At 59.5% G+C, this 21,160-nt stretch carries 13 protein-coding genes and 2 tRNA genes; 4 read left to right on the top strand and 11 right to left on the bottom strand.

What is annotated here, in order from left to right; all coding sequences use genetic code 11:
- Positions 1 to 8: 8 nt before the first annotated feature.
- Positions 9 to 1,286, top strand: coding sequence for an FAD-binding oxidoreductase (locus VFI82_14330; GenBank protein ID HET7185859.1), 1,278 nt, complete (start codon positions 9 to 11; stop codon positions 1,284 to 1,286).
- Positions 1,283 to 2,617 (top strand): glycolate oxidase subunit GlcF, encoded by a 1,335-nt coding sequence (glcF, locus tag VFI82_14325; GenBank protein ID HET7185858.1) that lies wholly within the window; start codon positions 1,283 to 1,285, stop codon positions 2,615 to 2,617. Before VFI82_14330 ends, glcF begins: the two co-directional genes overlap by 4 nt.
- Positions 2,618 to 2,763: 146 nt before the next feature.
- Here the strand turns inward: glcF and VFI82_14320 are convergent, their stop codons facing one another.
- Both VFI82_14320 and VFI82_14315 read right to left on the bottom strand, forming a co-directional pair.
- Positions 2,764 to 3,921, bottom strand: a complete 1,158-nt coding sequence (locus VFI82_14320) for an alanine--glyoxylate aminotransferase family protein (protein HET7185857.1) — start codon at positions 3,919 to 3,921, stop codon at positions 2,764 to 2,766.
- Positions 3,922 to 4,176: 255 nt separating this feature from the next.
- Positions 4,177 to 4,425 carry a hypothetical protein gene (locus tag VFI82_14315; GenBank protein ID HET7185856.1) on the bottom strand — a complete coding sequence of 83 codons (249 nt, stop codon included), beginning with the start codon at positions 4,423 to 4,425 and terminating at the stop codon, positions 4,177 to 4,179.
- 246 nt (positions 4,426 to 4,671) lie between these two features.
- Here VFI82_14315 and VFI82_14310 point away from each other — a divergent pair, with 246 nt between their 5' ends.
- Positions 4,672 to 6,126 carry a di-heme oxidoredictase family protein gene (locus VFI82_14310; GenBank protein HET7185855.1) on the top strand — a complete coding sequence of 485 codons (1,455 nt, stop codon included), beginning with the start codon at positions 4,672 to 4,674 and terminating at the stop codon, positions 6,124 to 6,126.
- Positions 6,127 to 6,324: 198 nt separating this feature from the next.
- On the opposite strand, the gene VFI82_14305 is transcribed toward VFI82_14310, so the two are convergent.
- A complete protein-coding gene (locus VFI82_14305; GenBank protein HET7185854.1) occupies positions 6,325 to 7,860 on the bottom strand; it encodes an OmpA family protein in 1,536 nt (511 codons plus the stop codon).
- 617 nt (positions 7,861 to 8,477) lie between these two features.
- Here VFI82_14305 and VFI82_14300 point away from each other — a divergent pair.
- On the top strand, positions 8,478 to 10,703 hold the full coding sequence (locus VFI82_14300; GenBank protein HET7185853.1) for a bifunctional YncE family protein/alkaline phosphatase family protein: 2,226 nt from the start codon (positions 8,478 to 8,480) through the stop codon (positions 10,701 to 10,703).
- Positions 10,704 to 10,971: 268 nt separating this feature from the next.
- On the opposite strand, the gene VFI82_14295 is transcribed toward VFI82_14300, so the two are convergent.
- The 8 genes from VFI82_14295 to VFI82_14260 form a co-directional block, all read right to left on the bottom strand.
- Positions 10,972 to 14,487 (bottom strand): HYR domain-containing protein, encoded by a 3,516-nt coding sequence (locus tag VFI82_14295; protein ID HET7185852.1) that lies wholly within the window; start codon positions 14,485 to 14,487, stop codon positions 10,972 to 10,974.
- Between the two features lie 768 nt (positions 14,488 to 15,255).
- On the bottom strand, positions 15,256 to 15,678 hold the full coding sequence (locus VFI82_14290) for a dihydrofolate reductase family protein (protein HET7185851.1): 423 nt from the start codon (positions 15,676 to 15,678) through the stop codon (positions 15,256 to 15,258).
- Positions 15,679 to 15,733: 55 nt separating this feature from the next.
- On the bottom strand, positions 15,734 to 17,086 hold the full coding sequence (locus VFI82_14285; protein HET7185850.1) for a M24 family metallopeptidase: 1,353 nt from the start codon (positions 17,084 to 17,086) through the stop codon (positions 15,734 to 15,736).
- 204 nt (positions 17,087 to 17,290) lie between these two features.
- Positions 17,291 to 19,024 (bottom strand): aspartyl protease family protein, encoded by a 1,734-nt coding sequence (locus VFI82_14280; GenBank protein ID HET7185849.1) that lies wholly within the window; start codon positions 19,022 to 19,024, stop codon positions 17,291 to 17,293.
- 23 nt (positions 19,025 to 19,047) lie between these two features.
- Positions 19,048 to 19,124, bottom strand: a tRNA-Asp gene (locus VFI82_14275).
- A 523-nt stretch (positions 19,125 to 19,647) separates the two neighbouring features.
- Positions 19,648 to 20,208 carry a dihydrofolate reductase family protein gene (locus VFI82_14270; protein HET7185848.1) on the bottom strand — a complete coding sequence of 187 codons (561 nt, stop codon included), beginning with the start codon at positions 20,206 to 20,208 and terminating at the stop codon, positions 19,648 to 19,650.
- A gap of 94 nt (positions 20,209 to 20,302) precedes the next feature.
- The gene (locus tag VFI82_14265) at positions 20,303 to 20,695 is read right to left on the bottom strand and encodes a hypothetical protein (protein HET7185847.1); all 393 of its coding nucleotides are present in this window, start codon (positions 20,693 to 20,695) and stop codon (positions 20,303 to 20,305) included.
- 83 nt (positions 20,696 to 20,778) lie between these two features.
- Positions 20,779 to 20,855: transfer RNA gene (locus VFI82_14260), tRNA-Val, on the bottom strand.
- Positions 20,856 to 21,160: the final 305 nt, after the last annotated feature.

Raw genomic sequence — 21,160 nt, 5'->3', positions numbered from 1 at the left:
AGCAGATCATGAGCGAAACTCAAACGCGAACACACCCGGCGTGGACGGAATTGGAAAAACTGGCCGGAGGAGAGCACATTCGGCCGGCCACGCCCGGCGATGCTATTGACGGCGTGCAACCGGCGGGCGTCATTGCGCCGGGATCGGCACAGGAAGTCGCGCAGGTCCTGAAGTATTGCAGCTCCGCCGGCCTGGCCGTGGTCCCACGCGGCGGGGGCACCAAGCTTTGGTTCGGCAATCGTCCGCAGAAGGCGGATTTCATCCTATCGACGGAGCGGCTGAATCGGGTCGTCGAGCATGCCTGGGGCGATATGACCGCGACCGTCGAGGCAGGGTGCACGATCGGCAGTTTTCAACAGGCGCTCAAGGAACGTGGTCAGAGATTGGCCGCGGACCCGCTGTGGCCGGAACGGTCAACCGTCGGCGGCCTGCTGGCGACCGCGCAGAGTGGAACGCTTCGCATCCGCTACGGCGCGGTCCGCGATCTCGTGCTCGGCGTCGAGATGGCGCTGCCGGACGGCAACCTCATCAAGGCAGGAGGCAAGGTCGTCAAGAACGTCGCCGGCTACGATCTGACAAAACTGGCGATCGGCTCCTTCGGCACGCTCGGCGTGATTACGCGGACCGTATTTCGCCTCCATCCCATTCCCGTCGCTTCGGCGACATATAGCGCGACGGTTGCTTCCCCGGCCGAGGCAAACAGGATGCTGCTCGCCATCCTCGATTCGCAATTGGTGTACACCGGTTTGCAGCTTCGGGCTGAACAGGGGGGCAAGATCGCCGTGGACGTTCGCTTCGAAGGCATTCCGGAATCGCTGCAGGATCAATATCAAAAACTGGGCCGTGTGGCCGCCGGGCACGGCTTCACTGAATCTTCAGATGAACTCTGGACGGCGCGGCAGAACTTGTTCGTCACTGCCGGTGACGCGGTGATCTGCAAGTGCAGCGTACTGCCAGCCCGGCTGGGGGCATTGTGTGAGGCGGTGTTCCGTCAGGTCGAGTCGGCGGGTGCCGGCGCGGCGCTGGTGGCGCAGGGCACGGGCGTGGCCGAGTTGCGCATGGATATCGCCCGTCCGCAGCAGCAGCGGCAGCTGATCCAGTCTTTGCGCGATGAAGTCGGGCAGTTACAGGGAACCATGATTGTGGAGCAGTGTCCGGTTTCCGTCAAGGAAGGTATGGACGTCTGGGGACCCGTTAACAATGGGCTGCCCTTGATGCAGGCCATCAAGCAGAAATTCGACCCGGCGCGAACCATGAACCCGGGCCGCTACGTGGGGGCCATATGATGGAGCTTCCCGTCGCAACAGCAGTGAACGGCATACGACAGGTTTTCGACCAGCATCACCCGCCAGCTGCGGAGCTGTTGAACGTCTGCGTGCATTGCGGCTTTTGCCTTCAGACCTGCCCCACCTACACGCTTTGGGGCAAAGAGATGGACTCGCCGCGTGGCCGTATTCAGCTCATCAATATGGCGCTCGAAGGTGAGGTTGGGCTGACCGACCTGTATGTCTCGCATTTCGACCATTGTTTGGGATGCCAGGCGTGCGTGACCGCGTGTCCCTCGGGAATCAAGTACGGCAAGCTGATTGAGGCGATGCGTGGACAGCTCGGGCGGCTGTATCAACGGCCGCTGGCGGACCGCGCCCTGCGGCGGATGATCGCCGCCACGTTCAGCCGGCCTAAGCGCTTGCGTAAGCTGGCGTACGCGCTCCGTGCCTATCAACGTCTCGGGTTGCAGCGTCTGCTCCGGGCAACGCATTTGACCTCTCTGCTGCCTCACAGCCTGCGGGCGATGGAGCAGTTGCTGCCCGATCTCTCACGCAATGGCTTGTCAAAGGCACTGCCAGAACGCATCGCAGCCCAAGGTGAGAAGCGGCGCACGGTCGCCATGTTGACTGGATGTGTGCAGAGCGTGTTCATGGGCCAGGTAAACGCTGCGACGGTGCGCGTCCTGGCCGCCGAGGGCTGTGAAGTATTGGTGCCGCCGGATCAGGGGTGTTGCGGCGCTCTGCTGATGGATCTGGGTCAGGAGAAAGAAGGTCTGGACATGGCGCGCAGATTGATCGACCTGTTCGGACCGTTGCAGGTTGACAATATTGTCGTGAACGCGGCCGGTTGCGGAGCCACGCTCAAGGAGTACGGATATCTGCTGCGCGACGATCCCGCATACCGTGATCGGGCGCTCGCTTTTTCCGCGAAGTGCAAGGACATTTCCGAGATCCTGGCGGAGTTGCCGGCGCGGGCGCCTCGCCGCACTCTTGCCATGCGGGTCGCCTACCACGATGCTTGCCACCTGCAGCACGCACAAGGCCTACGCGAGCAACCGCGTGCAGCGCTGCGCACCATCCCCGGGTTGGAACTGTTGGAACTTCCCGAAGCCGCGCTCTGCTGTGGTTCTGCTGGTGTCTACAACCTGGTTCAGCCGGACACCGCACGCCAACTGGGCCAGCGGAAAGTCGACAAGATCGTCTCCGGAACCGCACAGGTTGTCGCGACTGGGAATGTTGGCTGCCAGCTTCAACTCGGTGCTCTGTTGAATGAAACGAGGCACCCCGTGCCGGTCGTCCATTTCGTGGAGCTACTGGACGCTTCCATCTCCGGAGCAAAAATAGGGTAGGGACAAAATCCTCTTCACGATATCCCGGCACGTTCCAGCGCCCTCGGGCCGATCAAGGGAACCAATTCGTTCCCCGAGAGGGACGTGAGAACACCCTGCCTCCCGGGATCGAACGCGCCTTACCGCCGCCACAGTACCGGGTGACCTTAACCAGCCGCGCCTGCCGCTATAGGTCGATATCCCACTCGCTCCAGCGCCTCGCCAAAATTCTGGAGGAACGCTTGCACATCGTCCGCGGTCGCGAGCGGTCCCATGATGCCGATTCGGAACACCTTGCCGGCCAGCGGGCCGAATCCGCCCGCGATGTCAATGCCGTGTTCCTGCACCAAAATGCTGCGCACCTTGGCGTCATCTACGCCCGGCGGCACACACGGAGTGTTCAAATTGATGATGCGGTTTGTCTCCTCGGGCACGTGCATGCGGAGACCCAACTCCTCGATGCCCTTGACGAACTGCAGGTGTGCGCGCTGGTGGCGTTCCCAGCGCTTTTCGACGCCTTCCTCGACGATCAGTGTCAGCGCCTCATGCAGCGCATAGAACAAGGTGATCGAGACGGTATGGTGATACCGGCGCGAAAGGTTGTAGTAGTCGTTGAGCAACTTCAGATCGAAATACCAGCTTCGACTGGTGTTCTTGCGCTCGTTCAGCCGGTCCGCAGCGCGCGGCGACAAGGTGATGGGAGCCAAGCCTGGCGGGCAGCTCAGCCCTTTCTGCGTGCAACTGTAGGCCACATCAATACCGGTGTCATCAACTCTCACGGGCATGGCGCCCAGCGAAGTCACGACGTCGGCAATCACTATGGCTCCGATCTCATGCGCTGCCGCACAGGTGGCTTTTCCGTGCTGCACCGCGCCGGTGGACGTCTCGGCGTGCACGTACATCACGACCTGCGGCTTCTCACGGCGGATAAACTCCGCAGCCTCGTCGTCGCCGAACACTTCGCCCCATGGCTTCTCGAAGCGGACCACGTTGGCGCCCTGCCGCTTTGCCATCTCCGTCATGCGGTCGCAGAAGTAACCGTTCGCCAGGACGACCACCTTGGTTCCGGCCTCGACGAAGTTGGTGACTGCGGTCTCCATGCCGCCGCTGCCGGTACCGGAAATGGCAAACGTCAGCATGTTCTGCGTTCCGAACACCATCCTGAGCATTTGCTGGATTTCTTCGTTGACCTTGAAGAAGTACGGATCGAGGTGGCCGACAATCGGCTGCTTCATGGCTTCGTACACGCGGGGATGGACTTGGCTGGGTCCAGGCCCATACAGGAAACGCTTCGGCGGATGAATTGAGATTTCAGTAATAGGCATTTTCATCTCCACAACCAATCGAGCTTTATCTCGACCGTGCTTGGTTGCAGTGACCATGGTCACGCGACAGCGTGACTGCAGAAGCAGAAGATGTGCGAGATTGCGCCCGAAACGGTTAAAGCACGAGCGCGCTCGGCTCCTGATCGAGGAACTGTGGAATTCCGGGCCCAAGGTACGGATCAATTCGCGTTGTCAATCCGCTTGCGGACTCAGCGTCTCAAGCGAGTGCCCGAACTTAAGCGCAACAGCGCGTTATCAGGCTGCTTGGCCTTTGCCAACTTTATTCTCACCCGATGCCAGCCCAATGGCTCTGACTTCCGAAGCCAGACAAATCAAGAACAACAACAGACCTGCCTCCAACAGGTTCCTGCCCGATACGTTGGTCGCACTGACGAGTGCTTGGTTGAGCTTGGTGATGTGTCCGATCACAGCTACCAGTGCTACCACCCAGCCGAGGTAATAGCAGACTCTCGAAATCAAATGCAGACGATCTGCACGCTCCATTGTTGCCTCCCGGCGAGTCACCCTGCTCGCCTCAGGCCCTGATATTCGGCCGCGATTATATCGCTCCGGCAGACGACTGGAACTAAAGATAAAGCTTACCTCGAATTCCGCCGCATAACGTTCGCTATCCTCCTGTGGTACGCAACACTCCTACTTTTCAGAACCGGCTCGAGAGAAGTGTTGACTCCTGAAAGCACAGCCAATATTTTGACCCTACAGACCTCTGGCCGCGAAGAGGAGCATTTGATGAAGCCCACGATATTGTTATTCGTGCTCTCAAGCGCGGTCCTGGTTGGCCTCGCAGCCCATTCGCGCGGACAAGCTTCGGCGCAACCCCCCGAAGCAATGACGGGATTCGACGACCAAAGTAACGGTTTTTCCGATCCCGACCGGCGCAAGGCCGACCAGAAGTTTTTCGAGGAAGTCGAACACATCGCTCCCGACGGACTGGGCCCTCTTTACAACGCTCAGTCTTGCCGTGAATGCCACCAGACCCCGGTCACCGGTGCTGCCAGCCAGGTCACGGAGCTACGAGTCGGGCATCTCGACGCACATGGGCAATTTCAGAATCCTCAAATTCCCATCAACCATGGCTCCGAGGTGATCAAAGATAGAACACTAATAAATGACCGAGCGATCTGTGCTGAGATTCAGGAGCGCGTCCCCGTAATAGAGACGGTGCGGACGACCCGCCTCACAACGAACATACTGGGGGACGGCTATGTGGAAGCGATTTCTGACGAAACTCTGGTGAAGATCCGCAAACAACAATGCCGTGCGTCCCATGGAAAGATCTGCGGGCAGGCAGTGAAAGTGCCCGTCCCGGAAGGCGGGAGCGACAACCGCATTGGACGCTTTGGCTGGAAAGACCAGCATGCCAGCCTGCTGGCCTTCGCCGCCGACGCCTACCTGAACGAGATGGGCATCACAAACCGGCTGCAGAAAACCGAAGTAACCGCAATCTGCAATCCGGCGGTAACGACGTCGCTTCCGAACAATGATGCGACCAAGATAACCGAGCCCAACAGCCTGCCCGATCCAAGCGATAACAACCTGGACGATATCGACCACTTCGCCAGCTTTATGCGTTCTCTGAAGGCGCCTGCGCGGGACGAAACGGCCGCAAACACCCCAGATGCGAAACGTGGAGCAGAGGTGTTCACCAAGATCGGCTGCGCGAGTTGTCACGTAGAAACCATCGTAACCGGAAAAAGTCCGGCCGGGCCTGCAGGCCCCGGCCTCCATCCGGACGTTCTAGAAAACCGGACGATTCATCCCTATAGTGACTTCCTTCTACACAACGTTGGAACCGGAGACGGAATCGCGATTGCCCTCATCGAACATTTCAGCCGCGAACGCGTGGAAAAGCGCTTGCGCGAGGAGAGCACCGCCGCCGCGGAGTCAAAAAGTGCCTTCGAAAAAACCGGGGATGAGTGCAGCGAAACTTACCAGACTGCTGTTGCTGAGGGAGAAAAGCACCCCAAGCTGCTGCGAGACACCCTGTGTGCGCGCAACAAGATCAGGACGGCTCCCCTGTGGGGACTACGCCTGCGTTCACGCTTGATGCACGATGGCAAGACGGTTCGACCTGACGATGCTATCCGCCGCCATAGGGGAGAATCCTCGCAAGTAACGGAGCGGTTTCTCAAGCTGAAGCCCGCGGACCGAAAAGCGCTGCTCGCCTTTCTACAGTCGCTGTAACGGTCGTTGAACTGTACGCCTAATTCGCCGAGGCGTTTTGAATCCGCGGTCACAACAGTAATTGCAAACGTCTGCACAATGCGTCAATTGGGTTGTAAACCCAAAGGTCTAATCGGGTTGTGGGAATCAAACCCAAATAGCGATTGCCGACACCACAAACCCCGCCGACGATGGTTGCGCGCAGCTCTTACCCACGTCCTAATGGGGTTGAGAATCGGGAGGTCCGGCGTTGGTCGCGGCTCCGATCTGGGTACCAATGACCTCTCCCGAAACTATTAGCTCCACCCGACGATTTGCCTGCCGCCCCGCGGCGGTACCATTGGGCGCGACTGGCTGACTCTTTCCCAGACCCAGCGAGGCAATATTGCTGCCGTCAATGCCCTGTTGGACCAAGTAGTCGCGCACTGCGGCGGCGCGCTTTTCGGAGAGCTGCTGGTTGAACAAATCGCTCCCAACATTATCCGTGTGTCCCTCGGCAACGAAATGTAGTTCGGGATAGTTCAGAGCAATTCCTGAAATCTTCGCCAAACGTTCGCGCGCCTCCGGGCGCAAGTTGTACTTCCCGAACTCAAACAGCACGTCGGACATGTTGATGACGAGCCCTCGCGGCGTGTCCCGGGTACTCAGGATTTTGTTGAACTGCAGCAGAAGTTTGGCGCGCAAGGCGGCTTTGTCCGCCTCGGCGGCCTGGCGCTGGCGTTCCGCTTCCTCGGCTGCAGCCCGGGCCTTTTCCGCGTCAGCTTGCGCCGCCTTCTGCTGCTCGAATGCGGCCGCGCGGGCGGCATCGGCTGCCTGTTGCTGACGCAGCGCTTCCTGCCGTGCTTGCTCGGCTTCCGCCTTAGCCTGCTCGGCGCGAACCCTCTCCGACTCGGCAGCGGCCCGACGCGCAGATTCCTCATCCGCTTGGGCGCGAGCCTTAGCTTCGCGATCAGCAGCCGCCTTGCGTTCCGCCTCTTGCCGTTCTTCCTCTTGCTTCTTCAGTGAGATTACGCGGGCATCCTCGGCGGTCTGCGCTGCGTCTCGGGCCACGGTGCCGATCGGAGTTCTACCCTGTTTCCGAGAGTAATATTCCTCGGCTTGCTTGAGGAGTTCGGCAGCCCGCTGGTAGCTGGCACTCGCATACTGATCTGCCTTGGCAGCGCGTGCAATCCGCAAAGCATTCCGCGCTTCCAGCAAGTCAAGCGGGAGATTACGGTCGACGCCAAACATAGGTGCATCAATTTTTTCTACTGTCGCCTGGTAGGTTCCGCGAGGCAGCAATTGGTACCTTGCGTTAATTTGTTCTTCCCGGCCTAAGGTATCCACCCGGATGGAATTCTCAGCGACGACAACGTCACTTGGCTGCGTAACCGCGAAATACGGTTCTGCAGTCACGATCATCCCAAACGCCTGCAGGTCGCTGGTGACGTGCAGGCCCCCACTTCCTCCCCCGTCCACGAGCAGTTCACCGAGGTTATTGGCCCGGCCTTCCGGCGTAATTGCCCAGAGCACGTACGTCATGTATTCCAGCCCGAATTTCGAAGCCGGCTGCAAGTGGTGGAATTTCGCTTCGATGTCGAGCCTGCCGGTCTTGCTCTGGACGGTGGCACTCCCGACGGCTTGCGGCATGACTTGCGTGCCCTTGAAGTCAATCTTGGTCGCGCCGCCACGGTGCCGATAGTTGACTGCCTGCGTAGTGCGCGAAACGACATCGACGCGAAACACCGGCGTCTTCTCCATGGGCTCGACCTGCATTGACTGCTCCTGTTGCGCCCGTGTCGACGCCAACGAGAGGAACGGCAAACAAAGACAGGCGAGAACAACAACTGAATTGCGGACACACAGCATGCGTGACCTCCTCAACAGGTTCCGTACAGTTGCCGGCGAATGCTTGATTCGACAGTGTAAGCCGATTTAAATCGCAAAGGGAATCGGGAAACCACCTGAAAGGAGGTGCCCTCGCGGGAACCATCGTCCCTTAGGGGACGCTTTCTAACTCCGAAGCACTGCGGTGACCATTTCTTTCAACCGACGCAACTTTGGGTGGTGGTGTCCAGTCAGTTTAGGACACCAGCGGTATTCGGCCTATGTTTCGGCTTCACCGGGGGCTGATACCGGAGCTCCGCTGAAATCCCCTTCGTATGGCAAAATGACCTCATGGCCTTGTATGAACGGTGTAACCGTGGTGCTGATTTCGGCCTGTGTTATTCGTCGTGCCAAGCTCGTAAGGAACGGCGGTAATGCAATCATTGCGTGCCTGTCGACTCGCGTTCTCACTCTCTCTGTTGCTGTGCGCATCGGGGTCCGCACAAACGAAGCCGGTCTTCAGCTTCCCGCTGCCTACGGGAGTCCGGCTGGATCCAGTTGGCGAGGTGGTCGAGCTGGGCAGCCTGCCAATCAATCTCGTGCTCGCACCCGAGGCGGGCAAGGCCGTGGCTGTGCTCAGCGGCTTCCGCGAGCAGGGCGTCCAAGTCGTCGATCTGATCGCACGGAAGGTCACGCAGACCCTGCTCCAGGACGGCGCGTTCTACGGGGCTGCCTTTTCGCCCGATGGCCATCACCTGTACGTCTCCGGCGGAAACACCGACTTGCTATTCGTTTATGCATGGAAGGATGGCGCGGCCACGCTCGAGAACAAATTCGTGCTGGCAAAGGCGAAGGCCGAGGATGGCACCGGGACCAGCTATCCCGCAGGCATGGTGGTTGCGCCCAACGGTAAGTTCGTTTATGTCACGGAAAACGTCGGCGACCGAATTGCGATAGTGAATACGGCGACGGGCGAGGTCGCGCAGCGCTTCCCTACCGATCATTATCCCTACGGCATTGCGCTCGCCGCGGATGGGCACGTGTTCGTTTCCGCCTGGGGCGGCAGAACGATCTCAGAGTTCCGCGTGCTACCGGACGGAAGGCTCGCATACCTAGGCAGGATGGAGGTCGGTCGGCATCCATCGGCGCTGGCAGCAAAGGGAGCGAGACTGTACGTCGCGCTCGCGGGCAGCGACCGCGTAGCGATCGTCGACACGAGGCTGCGGCGGATTGCGCGCTACCTGCACGATGCCGCGCCAGGCGCACCGCCGGAGGGCAGCACCCCCAATGCCGTCGCGCTCAGCCGCGATGGCAAACGTCTGCTCGTCGCGGAAGCCGACAACAATGCCATCGCCATATTCGACGTGCCCAGCGGAAAATTGCTTGGAAGGGTTCCGACCGACTGGTATCCGACTGCGATCGCCGAAGTGGGTGACAAGCTACTTATCCTCTCCGGCAAAGGACATGGCACCCATGCGAACCCGGATGGCCCCGTTCCACTCACCAATTGGCCGTTCGGGAATCCGAAAGCTTACACGCTGGGACAATTGAACGGCACGCTGCGCGTGCTCCCCGCATTTCCTTCCCCGGCACAGTTTGCTCGCCTGACACAGCGGGTTGCGGCGGCAAATAACTGGCAAGCGCGGCCCGCGGCGAGGCGCTATCCGCCCTTCCATCACGTCATCTACATCATCAAGGAGAACCGGACCTACGATCAGGTGCTGGGTGATATGAAGGACGGCGACGGCGATGCCAGCCTCGTCTATTTTCCCGATATCACCATCACCCCGAATCATCATCAATTGGCGCGACGCTTCGGACTCTTCGACCGCTTCTTCGTCAACGCCGAGGTCAGCTCGCAGGGCCACATCTGGTCCACAGCTGCGTACGCCACTGACTACGGCGAAAAAGTGATCCCCTCCGGCTACGCCGGCAAGCGTGCTGACATGGATGGTGAAGAGAGTACTGAGCCGGAGCGCGGCTTCCTGTGGACGCTCGCCAACCGCGAGGGCATCACTTTCCGCGACTACGGCGAGATGGTCCATGGGAACCCGGGCTGGCCGGTGACGCAACACGATTTGGGCGGTGACATAAATCGCGACTACCCACCGATGGATTTCACCACGCCGGATCAAAAGCGCGCCGACGTATGGATTGCCGACCTACAACGTTACGTGCGCGAGGGCAACATGCCGCAACTGGAGTTGTTGTGGCTGCCGATGGACCATCTGGCAGCAGCGCGTCCTGGAAAGTGCACGCCCCGCGCGTGCATGGCCGACAACGACCTCGCGCTCGGACGGATCGTGCAGGCGCTTTCGCATAGCCCCTATTGGAAGGACACGGTGATCTTCGTCGTCGAGGACGACGCGCAAGCCGGACCGGACCACACCGACTCGCACCGCGCACCTTTCTACGCCATCTCGGCCTACAATCGGCCGGGCACGCTGCATCGCTTCATTAATACAACTGACGTGATCGCGGCGATCGAAGACATCCTTGGCATGGGGCGGCTCTCGAAATTCGATTACTTCAGCCGACCGCTGTCCGATATTTTTGCCTCGACCCCTGACCTCGCGCCCTACGATCCACTCACGCCCACGCAGGACCTGAATGAGAAAAATCCGAAGAACACACCGGCTGCACGATTGTCGGAAGGGCTGGACCTCAGCGCCCCCGATCGCGTGGACGACCAGCTCTACAACCGCATTCTATGGCTCATGTTGAAAGGCGACGCGCCGCCGCCAGTCGCGCAGAATCACGCGCCGCTGCACGCTTTACAGTCCAGCAAATAGTGACTGCCGGAGTGGTGCTAGCCATTCAACCTTGCCAAGTCGGCAACCAAGCTCTGCGTCACGGCGGCGAGTGCCCCCCGCCCATGCGCCTAGTGCCAACTCGTATTGCTTGTCGCATGTGATGGCACTCGGCGCGGAGGCCCTCGCGCGTTTGCTCGTCCCGATTTTCAAGGCCTCTCCATCGCCATAGGATAGGTTCGGCCACTCTATCGTAGCGGTCTTGTGCGGACGCCAGATTGAACTTACGCAATCACCCGGGTCCGACGAGCTACTTGTGACCGTCCCGCCCCTCGTTTTCTCTTCCACCCCGTACTTGGAATGTCAGCGTGTGCAGAGTGGGATCGCCTCCAACCTTGACCAGCAGTTGGTATGTTCCCGCGGCGAAGCCTTTCGTCTTCAGGTTGAAGATGTAGGCGCCTCTGTCGCGGTCACCGACATAGCGGAAGCGCAGGCCGGGGTTAGCGTGACCGGCAGCCATCATCGGCATGTTTCCGTTAGCACCGACAACAGCAACCGCGAACACCTCCACTGACGGCGAAGAGACGTTCCGGCCGTTGTAGTCACAGAGTTCCAAGCGAACCGGTATGTCGCTGTCTTCGTGTTTCGGCTCACTGTGGCCAAGCACACACACACTGTACCCCACGCTGTAGCTCACCGATGCACTGGAAGCGTTGCCGACATTGTCGCCGGCATTTACCGTGAACTGCTTTGCGCCGACGGACGCAGTGTCGAGCGCGGCGCCATTGGCCACCGTACCGCTGCACGTCGCCAGACCCGATCCGCCATCAGCACACGAATAGAACGTAGCGACCGGCTGGTGCAACGCGTACGTCGCATTCGCAGGTGTGGTGATCGAGATCTGCGGGGCGCGTTTGTCCACTTTGAGGCCGAAGATCGGTCCGGCGGTCGTGCACTTGCCGGCGACATTGCATACGGTGACGCTATTGGTAGCAGCGTTTGCGTTCTCGCTGCCGACGGGCACGTTGGTAGTCAGAACGAAGGATTCATTGGCGATATTAACCAGGCTAGAGCCGCCGCCATTCGCCGTGCAAACGATGGCGATGTCGGAGGCATGCCAGACACCGTCGGGCTTGCCGCAGGAAACCACCGGCGGCAGCGGGCTTTGAACCGTGACGGTGAAGTTCTTGGCGCTGATATTGTGGTGCGCGTCGGTCGCCGAGCAGCCGACGGCTGTCGTTCCAACCGGAAACACCGAGCCAGAAGCGGGCAGGCAAGTAACCGACACCGTGCCGTCCACCAGGTCGGTAGCGATTGGCGAACTCCAAGTCGCCACTCCACCGGATGAACTGCTCGCCACCAACGTGAGGTCAGCCGGCAGATTGCTAATGACCGGAGGAGTTGTGTCCTGCACGGTCACCGAGAACTGCTTCGTGCTGGTATTGCCGCGCGCGTCGCTAGCTGAGCACCCTATGCTGCTGGTTCCAAGCGCGAATGTGGATCCGGATGCCGGCAAGCAGTTCACCGGCACAGATCCATCAACAACATCGCTCGCAGTCGGAGATGTCCAAGTCGCAATCGCGCCGCTTGGAGCTGTCGCTTCTAGAATCAAGTTCGATGGCAAGCCGCTGATGACCGGCGGCGTGGTATCCCGAACCATGACGGTAAATTTGCCGCTGCTGCTGTTGCCGTGCCCGTCCGTAGCGGAACAACTTACCGTCGTCGATCCGAGCGGGAACACCGAACCCGATGACGGAGCACAGATCACCGCGACCGTGCCGTCCACCAGGTCATTTGCGGTCGGCCCGGACCATGTGACCACGGACCCCGACGCGGAAGTCGCTTCAGCGGTGATGCTCGACGGCAGATTACTGATCAACGGTGGTGTCGTATCTTTCACCGTCACGACAAATGATCCCGCCGCCGTGTTGCCGGCAGCATCAGTCGCTTTGCACTGCACCGTGACGCTGCCCACGGCAAACTGTGATCCCGACGCGGGAGTGCACAGCACCGGCACAGTTCCGTCGACGTTGTCAGTCGCAGTGACGCCCGGCCAGGAAACGGTGGTGGTTAGCCCCGTCGCTTCGAGTTGGATGTCAACCAAGCCACTGATCACCGGCAGAGTTTCATCCGCCACGGTGAGTGGGAAACTCTGGGATGCGATGTTGCCGGCCTTGTCCTTGGCGGTGCAGGTGACCGTCGTCGTTCCCAGCGGAAACATACTTCCGGACGCCGGAAAGCAATTGGGAACGATTGCGCCATCCACGATGTCATCCGCCGTCGCGATGTAGCTTACCGTTGCGCCACTGCTGTTCACGGCAGCGGCAGTAACCGACAGCGGAGCTACAACGTTCGGCGCCGTGGTGTCGGTCACCGTTATCACGAAGCTGCCGTTTGCGGTGTTGCCGCTGAGATCGGTTGACGAGCAGTTGACGGTGGTGTTGCCGACCGCGAAAACGCCGCCGCTCGAAGGCGTGCAACTGATGGGACGCGGTCCATCAACCGTGTCGACGGCGCTTACTGTGTAGTGGACGATCGCGCCGTTCAGGACATTGCCTTCGACAGTCATATTTGCCGGCAAGTTCAAAACGGGTGGGTGCAGGTCATAGCTGAAGAAGTGCCAGTTCTGAATGTCGTGTACCTCGGTTGCGCCGCCGGTCGCGCCGGTCAATCCCACCCACGCCGTTCCATCCGGCAGTTGCAACTTGGAGACGATGTCCACCGCAACGACCAGGGCTGGCGTGTTGATGTTGTCGAAGTAAATCGAAAGTTGCGCAGTCGGTCGCACGGCGTAGTGCACATGGACCAGGTGCCAATTGCCGTCTTTCAAGTTCGGGATCTGCGTGCTCTCGCCGATCGAAGCTACGTTCTCTTTCGCGGAATTCGGGTTCACTCCCAGCGTCTGCACACTGATGTGATTGTTGTTGGGATCACCCACAGATGCGTTCAGGAACGTATCAAACTCAATCGCAAGGCTGGAGGGAATGCCGTCGAATCCAAATCCGCCGCCACCGCCGCCCAACACCGTCGGCGACGAATTCTGAATGACAAACGCGAAACCGTCCGCACCGCCGTTCACGAGCTGTGAGATCTGGAACAGGAAAGTCGTGTCAAAACCGTCGTCAAAGCGCTGCTTAGTCAGTGTCCAGGCTCCACCGACTTGGTCGTTGAGGCTCGGGTTGAGGCGCAAGCGGGTGTCGGTGGCAGAGATGTTCTGAATACTGCTGTTTCCCACCAACATCAAGTTGCTGATAACGAGGTTGAGGCCGGCAGCGCCGCCGGAAACAGTGAAGTCAAGTGTTTGGCCCGCGGTGACATTCAGAAACAGCCCGAACGATGTGGTGGTGGTGGTGTTGCTCACCGTGCCGCTGAAGCGCGTGCCGCCTACGCTGCTGACGATTTTCACCTGTGCGGCGGTTGTGTCCTGCGTCTGAAACATTCCTTGGATGTTCACCGCCATGTTGGCGGGGGCAGTCCACTCGATCACGGCGAGATCGCCCGTCGCGTCGGGCTGCAGCAGGAGCATGTTCGTCGGAATGTCGCCGGTCGCGCCCACGCTGTTGTGATACACGCCGAGGAGACTGCTGCGGCTCAGGTCCTGCCAGGCATCGCGTCCCGGAAGTGTTGCCAAGCTCTGCTCGTAGTTTGGAAATGGAGTTAGGCCGCCGGCAATAGAGGGCTTCCAGCCATAGGTCCATGCCGCGTTCGGATTCTGTGCCCCACTGAAATCGCGTGCCGCGTCCCAACTTTTGACTTGGGCGAAGCCGAAGTTGGCCAGCAACAGCACCAGGACAAAAAAACCTCGGGCAGCAAAGGATCGGAACATGACGCCTCCATGGGGGGAGGGTGGTGTTCAGTCGCGTTTATAAGCGCCAGAGGTAACTAGGACAACTGACGTTCGTAACTCATGTTTTCGCAAGTGACTGAAAACGTGCGCTTCGTGACCTTAGGCCGAGTGCATTGGTAACCTCACGTGCATAACGGGAGGGACTTGCTCCGGGGTGGCAACTCCGTCATTCGCAATGCCGCTTTAGGCGTTACTTACTTGCCGTGTGCTATCGCCAGCTACGCTGTTTATGCCATCCGACAGAACGCGTTTGCCACAAAGAAAAACCGCTCCGGATTTTGGAGCGGGCGGTTGCGTTGCCAGCATTTCATTTCCGACGCTTACATCTTGATGGATGAGCTATGCGAGGCGACACATTGCCATTTTCCATCGGGCATCTTCACTGAGGTGTCAGCCGCTCATTCTCATCAAAAGCTCCTGTCGACCACGATCTTGCAATCGGGCCCGTTCAACACCACAACGTTTCCTCCAGGCCCGGAAAGCAAGGTGAGGTTTTTAGCCAGGAGTAACGCCTGGATCGGGGTGACACCCATTTGCGCCCGCATGGCCGTGAGACGGTCGGTTGGAGCGGTGCCAGCAATGCCCTTCCCGCAAATCCGGCGGAATTTCGCAACATTTCGCGACGTGTGCTTTGCTTCTCCAAAAACATTGGGCTCATGTTCGTCCGCCTTTCAAATGGATTACGTGATTATTTGGTAGTGTCTCAGTTTGACTTTCTGAGCGCGGTCCGTTGGGCGCGTCGCGCGATTAGGCAGGAACGTACGTCAACCGAATAAAGTCATCGGCGATTAAATCGCTGGCCCCCAGGTGGAGCGGCGGCCGGGGGCCGGCGAAGAATGGCGTGCCACCACCAAGCACGACGGGGCGGAGGTAGAGTCGATACTCATCGATAAGACCGGCCTCGGTCAGGCTTTGCGCCAGGACTGGTCCGCCAACTTGAATCTCGCCAGCCAGCTCAGCCTTCAGCCTGCGTATCACCTTCTCGAAATCATCCGCGACAAGCGTGGTGTTGGGGCCAGCTGACTTGAGGGAACGCGACACGACCCACTTCGGCTGGCTCCGCCACGCCACCGCGAAGTCACGGTCCTCCGCGTCCCAATCAGGAAGATCTTCGTCCCAATAACGCATGATCTCGTACCAGGGAATTCCGCATGGCTCCGCTTTTTCCAAGAATTTGGACTTCCACCCGCCAAAAATCAGTTTTGTCGGCGTGACCACGTGAAATTCAGCGGATGAGGTAAAGCGCGGTCTGGTGTGGGATGAAGTTTTTCCAGCCCTCATCGGAGAGGTAGGCGGGATCTTCTTCCATGATGTAGACCTTTTGCCCATCCCACTCGGGGATGGCGGTCAGAGTATTCAGTTCGATGGCCATCCATGAGCCTTTGCGCAGGTGCTTGCTCTCGAGTTGGGTGCCTTCTTCTTTCTCGCGTTTAGCGCTACGAAAGTCGATGGAAGCACCGAGACCGTGGCCCTGGTTGCCAAGAGGATGGCTATAGATTTTGGCCTCAATCCCTTTCTGTTGCATCTCCGCCATGGTTGCGTTGTAAACCTCGCCGGCAGTGCGTCCAAGACGCGAGGCGCGCACCATGAGTGCCTCCTGAAGTGAGTTCGTGTTGGCCAGTGCTCTCTTGATGCCGTCTGGCACGTCGTGCTCGCCGGGTCGAAGCACGTATGCCATCTTCTGCCAGTCGGTGTTGAGCCCCACGTAGGTAATACCGAAGTCGAGATGGACAAGGTCGCCGGGTTGGATGACGGTGCTTTCGGGCGCGACGGCAAGGAATCCACGCGAGGTGTCGTTGGGCTTGCCTTTCCGCTGCACGCGGAGGTCGGGTTCGAACCAGGTCGTTACTCCATGGGCCCACAACGCGTCATAGAGCCAGCGGCGCACGTCGCGAACGGTGGTCCTGCCGGGCTTGATGACGCGACTGGAGAGCGCGGTGTGCGCGAGGTTCTCGGTGAGTAGCACGAGAGGTATGTAGACATCGGTCTCCTCGGGGATGCGCGTGTCCATGAAGTCCTCCTGGAGATCGGCGGCGCTCACGAAGCGCGAAGTGGCTTCCTCGCCGAGGGCTTTGGACAGAAAGAGATAGCTGTCATGGGTGAGGCTGCGGGTGACGCCACGTTTGCCGCCTATACTTAGCGCGATCTTTTTCGGCTGATATTTTGCGTAGAGTTCGGCGAGGACCTTGTCGGCGGGGCGCGGTTCGTCGGAGGTCTCGAAAAAGCGCTTTATGTTCTCCTCGGCGTAGCCGGTGATGGCGTACTTCTTGAGAGTGGGACTAGCGTCATCGACGAAGACAAAGATGTCGCGCCCGCCGACGTACGGACGCGGCGGAGCGATGTACTGCGTCATGGGATCGTCGTGGAACTCCTCGTTGACGACAATGAACATGCTGATGCCACGGCTACGCATGATCTGGTGGAGCAATTCATAACGCTTCGGCAGCCAGCTCTCGCGAATGTCAATCTGCTGTGACCAGGGAAGCAGCTTGATGCCGGCGCGATCGGCGGCGGGAGAGAACGTTGTAATAACGAGGATCAGATAGGCGCAGATTAGGACACGTAAGAAACGCCGCATCCGTATGGCTCCCCCTGGGCGAGATGACTGCCTGTGTCGCAAAGGAGTATACGGCAGGGCTAAGTGCTTGTTGCTCCTAAATTCGAATCCTTCGGGCGAGCTGGAGTGATGTCGGCGGGAATATGTGGTCGAGGTAGAGTTGCGCGCCCGACGGAGCGTTTGCAGGTAGGTGGCCCTCCAAAAACCACCCACTCGGAGCTTGGGCTATCGAAGGTTAATCGGTACCCGTTTGGGGTCGTACTCGAAACTCACCAGACCGTCGCGGTAATCGAGCTTGACGTCAAGCAGGCGGAGCATCCCAAACCCCAGAAATCCGGAAACCTCCGTTCCTGTATGACGGCCGAGTGTCGACAGGTCTAGCGTGATCATATCCAAATTCGCCTGTTGCAAGTGCCCGAAGCGCAGAGTGGCCTTGGCTGAACTGTAGACCTTGTTCACCTCACCGCTGAGACCTCGGACGCGCAGCCGATCCTCGGAACCCACCTTGCTGACCTGCCGCCCCGCACGAACCGAGAGAATATTGTTGAACGCGCCCGTATCGAGCGCGAACAGCATCGGCTTCGAATCGTTCACGCTAGTCGGCACCAGCAGGCCGTGCCCAAAGCGGAAGACTTTCGTCCAGTTGGCCATCTCAGGCGCAATATACCGATCTCTGGGGAGACGTTGCGCGGACTTCGGAGCAGGCGCGGCAGATTTTTGATCGTGCGCGGCCTGTTCGGTCGCGCCGCCCTCTTTCTGTTCAGCCGTCGCCTGCTCCTCCCCCTCGGTGTTCAGTGATTTGGGGGCAACCGTGTCTTCGGGTCGCTTTGGCAGCGGGGATAGGTTGAGCCGCATTCCCGGAAGATCGATGTCAATGAGATAACCTTCGAACACGTCGGCACCAATCAATCCATCCTCGTCGGCCACGGAGCGTTTGTCGCTTACGCGCACCACGCAGTCTTCGAATTCCAGTTCGCCCACCCGGATGCTATCGGCGACCGCCGTGTAGCCGGTCTGCATGCCTTTGTCGCCGATGCCGCCGTAATGCGCCGAAGAGATGCGGGTCAGCCCAGCTTTTTCCCCTACCTTCCGGCTCACCATGATGCCGCCCGCGCCCGTGTCGAGCAGCAAGCGGGTATTGTGGCCGTTAAGCTTTACGGACAAGCCTATGCCACGCATCCGGCGCGAGTCCGCATACATGATCTCCAGCTTCGTCGCGGTCTGTTCAACTTTACCGGCCAGCCTGCAAACGTGTAGGGGCTTGTCCGCTGTCGCCTTCAGGAATTCCAAGTACTCTTCCATCCGGAGGGCTTCTTCTGGATCATCGGGCTGGTATCCAGCAAGGTAAGCCTGCATTGCCGCCAACCTCTGATTGCGCGGAAGCATGCCCCACCACGCACGCTGCACGTCCATGTCGTCAGGGGCGATATCGTGCGCGATCTGTAACTCGTCGTAGGCTTTGCGATAAAGCGAGTAGGCGCGGTACAGCCGGGCCAGCCCGAGATGAGCACGCACTTCTTTGGGATCAAGTCTCTTTGCCGCGAGGTATGCAATCTCGGCATCGGACATTTCGCCGCGACGGAACTGGACATCGCCTTTTGCCGCCATCAGCGCCGCCGAATTGGGCTGCGCGGCCAGCGCGGTGCTGACGGTGTCGAAAGATTCATCGATCTTCTGCTGGCGCAGCATCGCCCGGACGAGTCCCACCTGAGCAGGCGCGAGCTTCGGGTTGGCTTTGAGCAGCGCCTGATAGCCTGCTTCGGCTTCCGCAAACTTGCCCGTCCGGTAAAGCTGGTCGGCAGCCGTCAGATCGGGGTTGGCAGTGACAGGTTTTGTGTCGTCGCCGACCGCTACGGGGGACAGGAGAAGAAGGACAGCGGCAGCAAGGGTCGCAAGAGAAGTAAGACAACGGCGTGACACAGGATTGCTCCGGTGAAGCGGCAGGGTAGCACGGGGCATGTTGCAAATCATTGAGAAGAATCTGGCGGGGACGACGAGACTCGAACTCGCGACCTCTGCCGTGACAGGGCAGCGTTCTAACCAACTGAACTACGTCCCCGGCTCGCAACCGGTACAAAGCAAAGTGGGCAATGCGGGACTTCAAGCCTGCGGCCTTGTGCGCCTCGATGACCGATTGTCAACGCTTTGCACGGCTCGACGGCCAATTACAACCACCAGTTACAAGATATCACACCGAGCCGGGTCAGCGTCGAGGGCAGGCGAGCAACATGCACCGGGAGCGCTGCATCCACCCTAGTATGGTTGAAGTTGGGTCCGATTACACGATCTGTCTGCTTCGAGCCGAGGAAGCCACCTTACAGGTGCTTCAGTCGCATCTCGACAAGCCACTCCGCCAGCCATTGGAGCGGCGGTTGAAGGAAGTCGAAGGGCGCACCGCGGCCTGGATCCGGAGTGAAGCGAAGCGCATTCTCGGCACACCGCGCCGTCACGCCGCTTGACCGCCCTTGCCGTCCGGCGCTCTGCCATCGACCGGGCGAATCGTCCGCCGGGAGTCCTCCGCGGAAATTCCTGAGAAGACCTCGAGATATGACGGCACGACATCGTGCTCCGCTCAACCAGTGTTAAGGAGTACCGCCTGGTATGCGATAGCGCACGTGGATTGCTCCGGTGCCGAAACGGCGCGTCTCAAGGAGTTCGAGTTTCCGTCGTAAGGCGGCTCGGAATGCCGGCTTTCCGCCGCCGACGATCACCGGGTGGAGAAACAGATGACATTCGTCGACGAGATCGGCTTCGAGCGCCAGCCCCGCAAGCTCGGCGCCGCCAATGAAGATGTCGTGCTCCGATTTCCGCTTGAGCTTCCGAACGGCCTCAATGTCAAAGTCCCGCTCGATACGCGTGTTGCGTGTTGTAGCGCCGGTCAGCGTTCGTGAAAAGACGATCTTCTCGCTCTTCTGCCAGACCCGTGCGAAGTCGCGGTGTTCGGGTGGATAGCTCTCCACCGGCGCATCCCAGTACGCCATCGTCTCATAGAGTCGCCGCCCATAGAGATGGGTTCCGATCGACCGCAACAACTCAGTGATGAACGCGTGAACTTGATCGGGATTGGCCCAACCGAAGGAACCGGTTTCGTCCTCCACGTAACCGTCGAGCGACGCATTGGCGATGTAGATCAACTTCGACATACGAGAGAAATAATGTTAGCCGTGTCCCACAATTCCCACCCATCCTGGCGGTTTCCATTGGCCAAAAGGGAGAGACTAGTCTCCCGATTGAGCGTCAAGGGCTTCCCATGAAAACTGGTATGACGGCAAACACTCCGAGGGTCATGAAGTAAACCGTTCCTGAGATGGGGTCGCGGGTCACCCAATATTGTTGGATCGTCAATCCTCGAACCCAGAGGACGAACCCGAATTCGGTGACAAGCATGAGTGCAAGCGCCACCGCGCCAGAGGCGAGCCGTCTCAACCACGTAGCCGGGAACAGGAGCCGCCGAATCAGGTAACGGGCCGAGAAGATGGACACTCCCAGCATGATGGGTGCTTCGATCAGTTCAGCGGTCCGGCTACCCAACCGCGGGACGACCCAAAGCGTGCGAATCGTGCCCAGCACAAATCCTGCCGCGAACACGAGGGCGAAGTAGAGGACTCCGGCTCGAACGATTTGCTTCATGCACAAAGGGCACAAACAAGAGAATGAGGCGCAAGCGCCTCCGGACGAGAAACGAGAACTAGCTTCTGGAATCTAGGGGTTCATGGTGGGCAGTGAAGGACTCGAACCTTCGACCTCGTGCTTGTAAGGCACGCGCTCTAACCAGCTGAGCTAACCGCCCCGGCACGAAGGGGTTTATATTCAAACTCTGAGGCAGTATACGTGACCATGAAAAGGGCGGTCAACGATGCGGTCGTGGCGCCGAAACAGCGCTCCTGTCGCAAAAACAAGTCGCTGCTTCGCGATCGCCGTGGAATCACGGACGCCGGAGGACAAGTGACCAGATTACTGGCTCGCTGATGGCACTCGCGTTGACTGAAACGCGACTATCTTCCAGTTGCCCTTGCGCTTCACCCAAACCTGAGTGGTGCGGTAATCGCCACTATATGGCTTTCCGCCGACGGTGCCCTTCGAAGAGGCCAGCGC

The organism is Terriglobales bacterium (genome assembly GCA_035691485.1).
Classification (GTDB): Bacteria; Acidobacteriota; Terriglobia; order Terriglobales; family Acidobacteriaceae; genus JAIQGF01.
The sequence above is the reverse complement of the archived record's forward strand: the minus strand, read 5'-3'. Positions and strand labels throughout refer to the sequence as shown.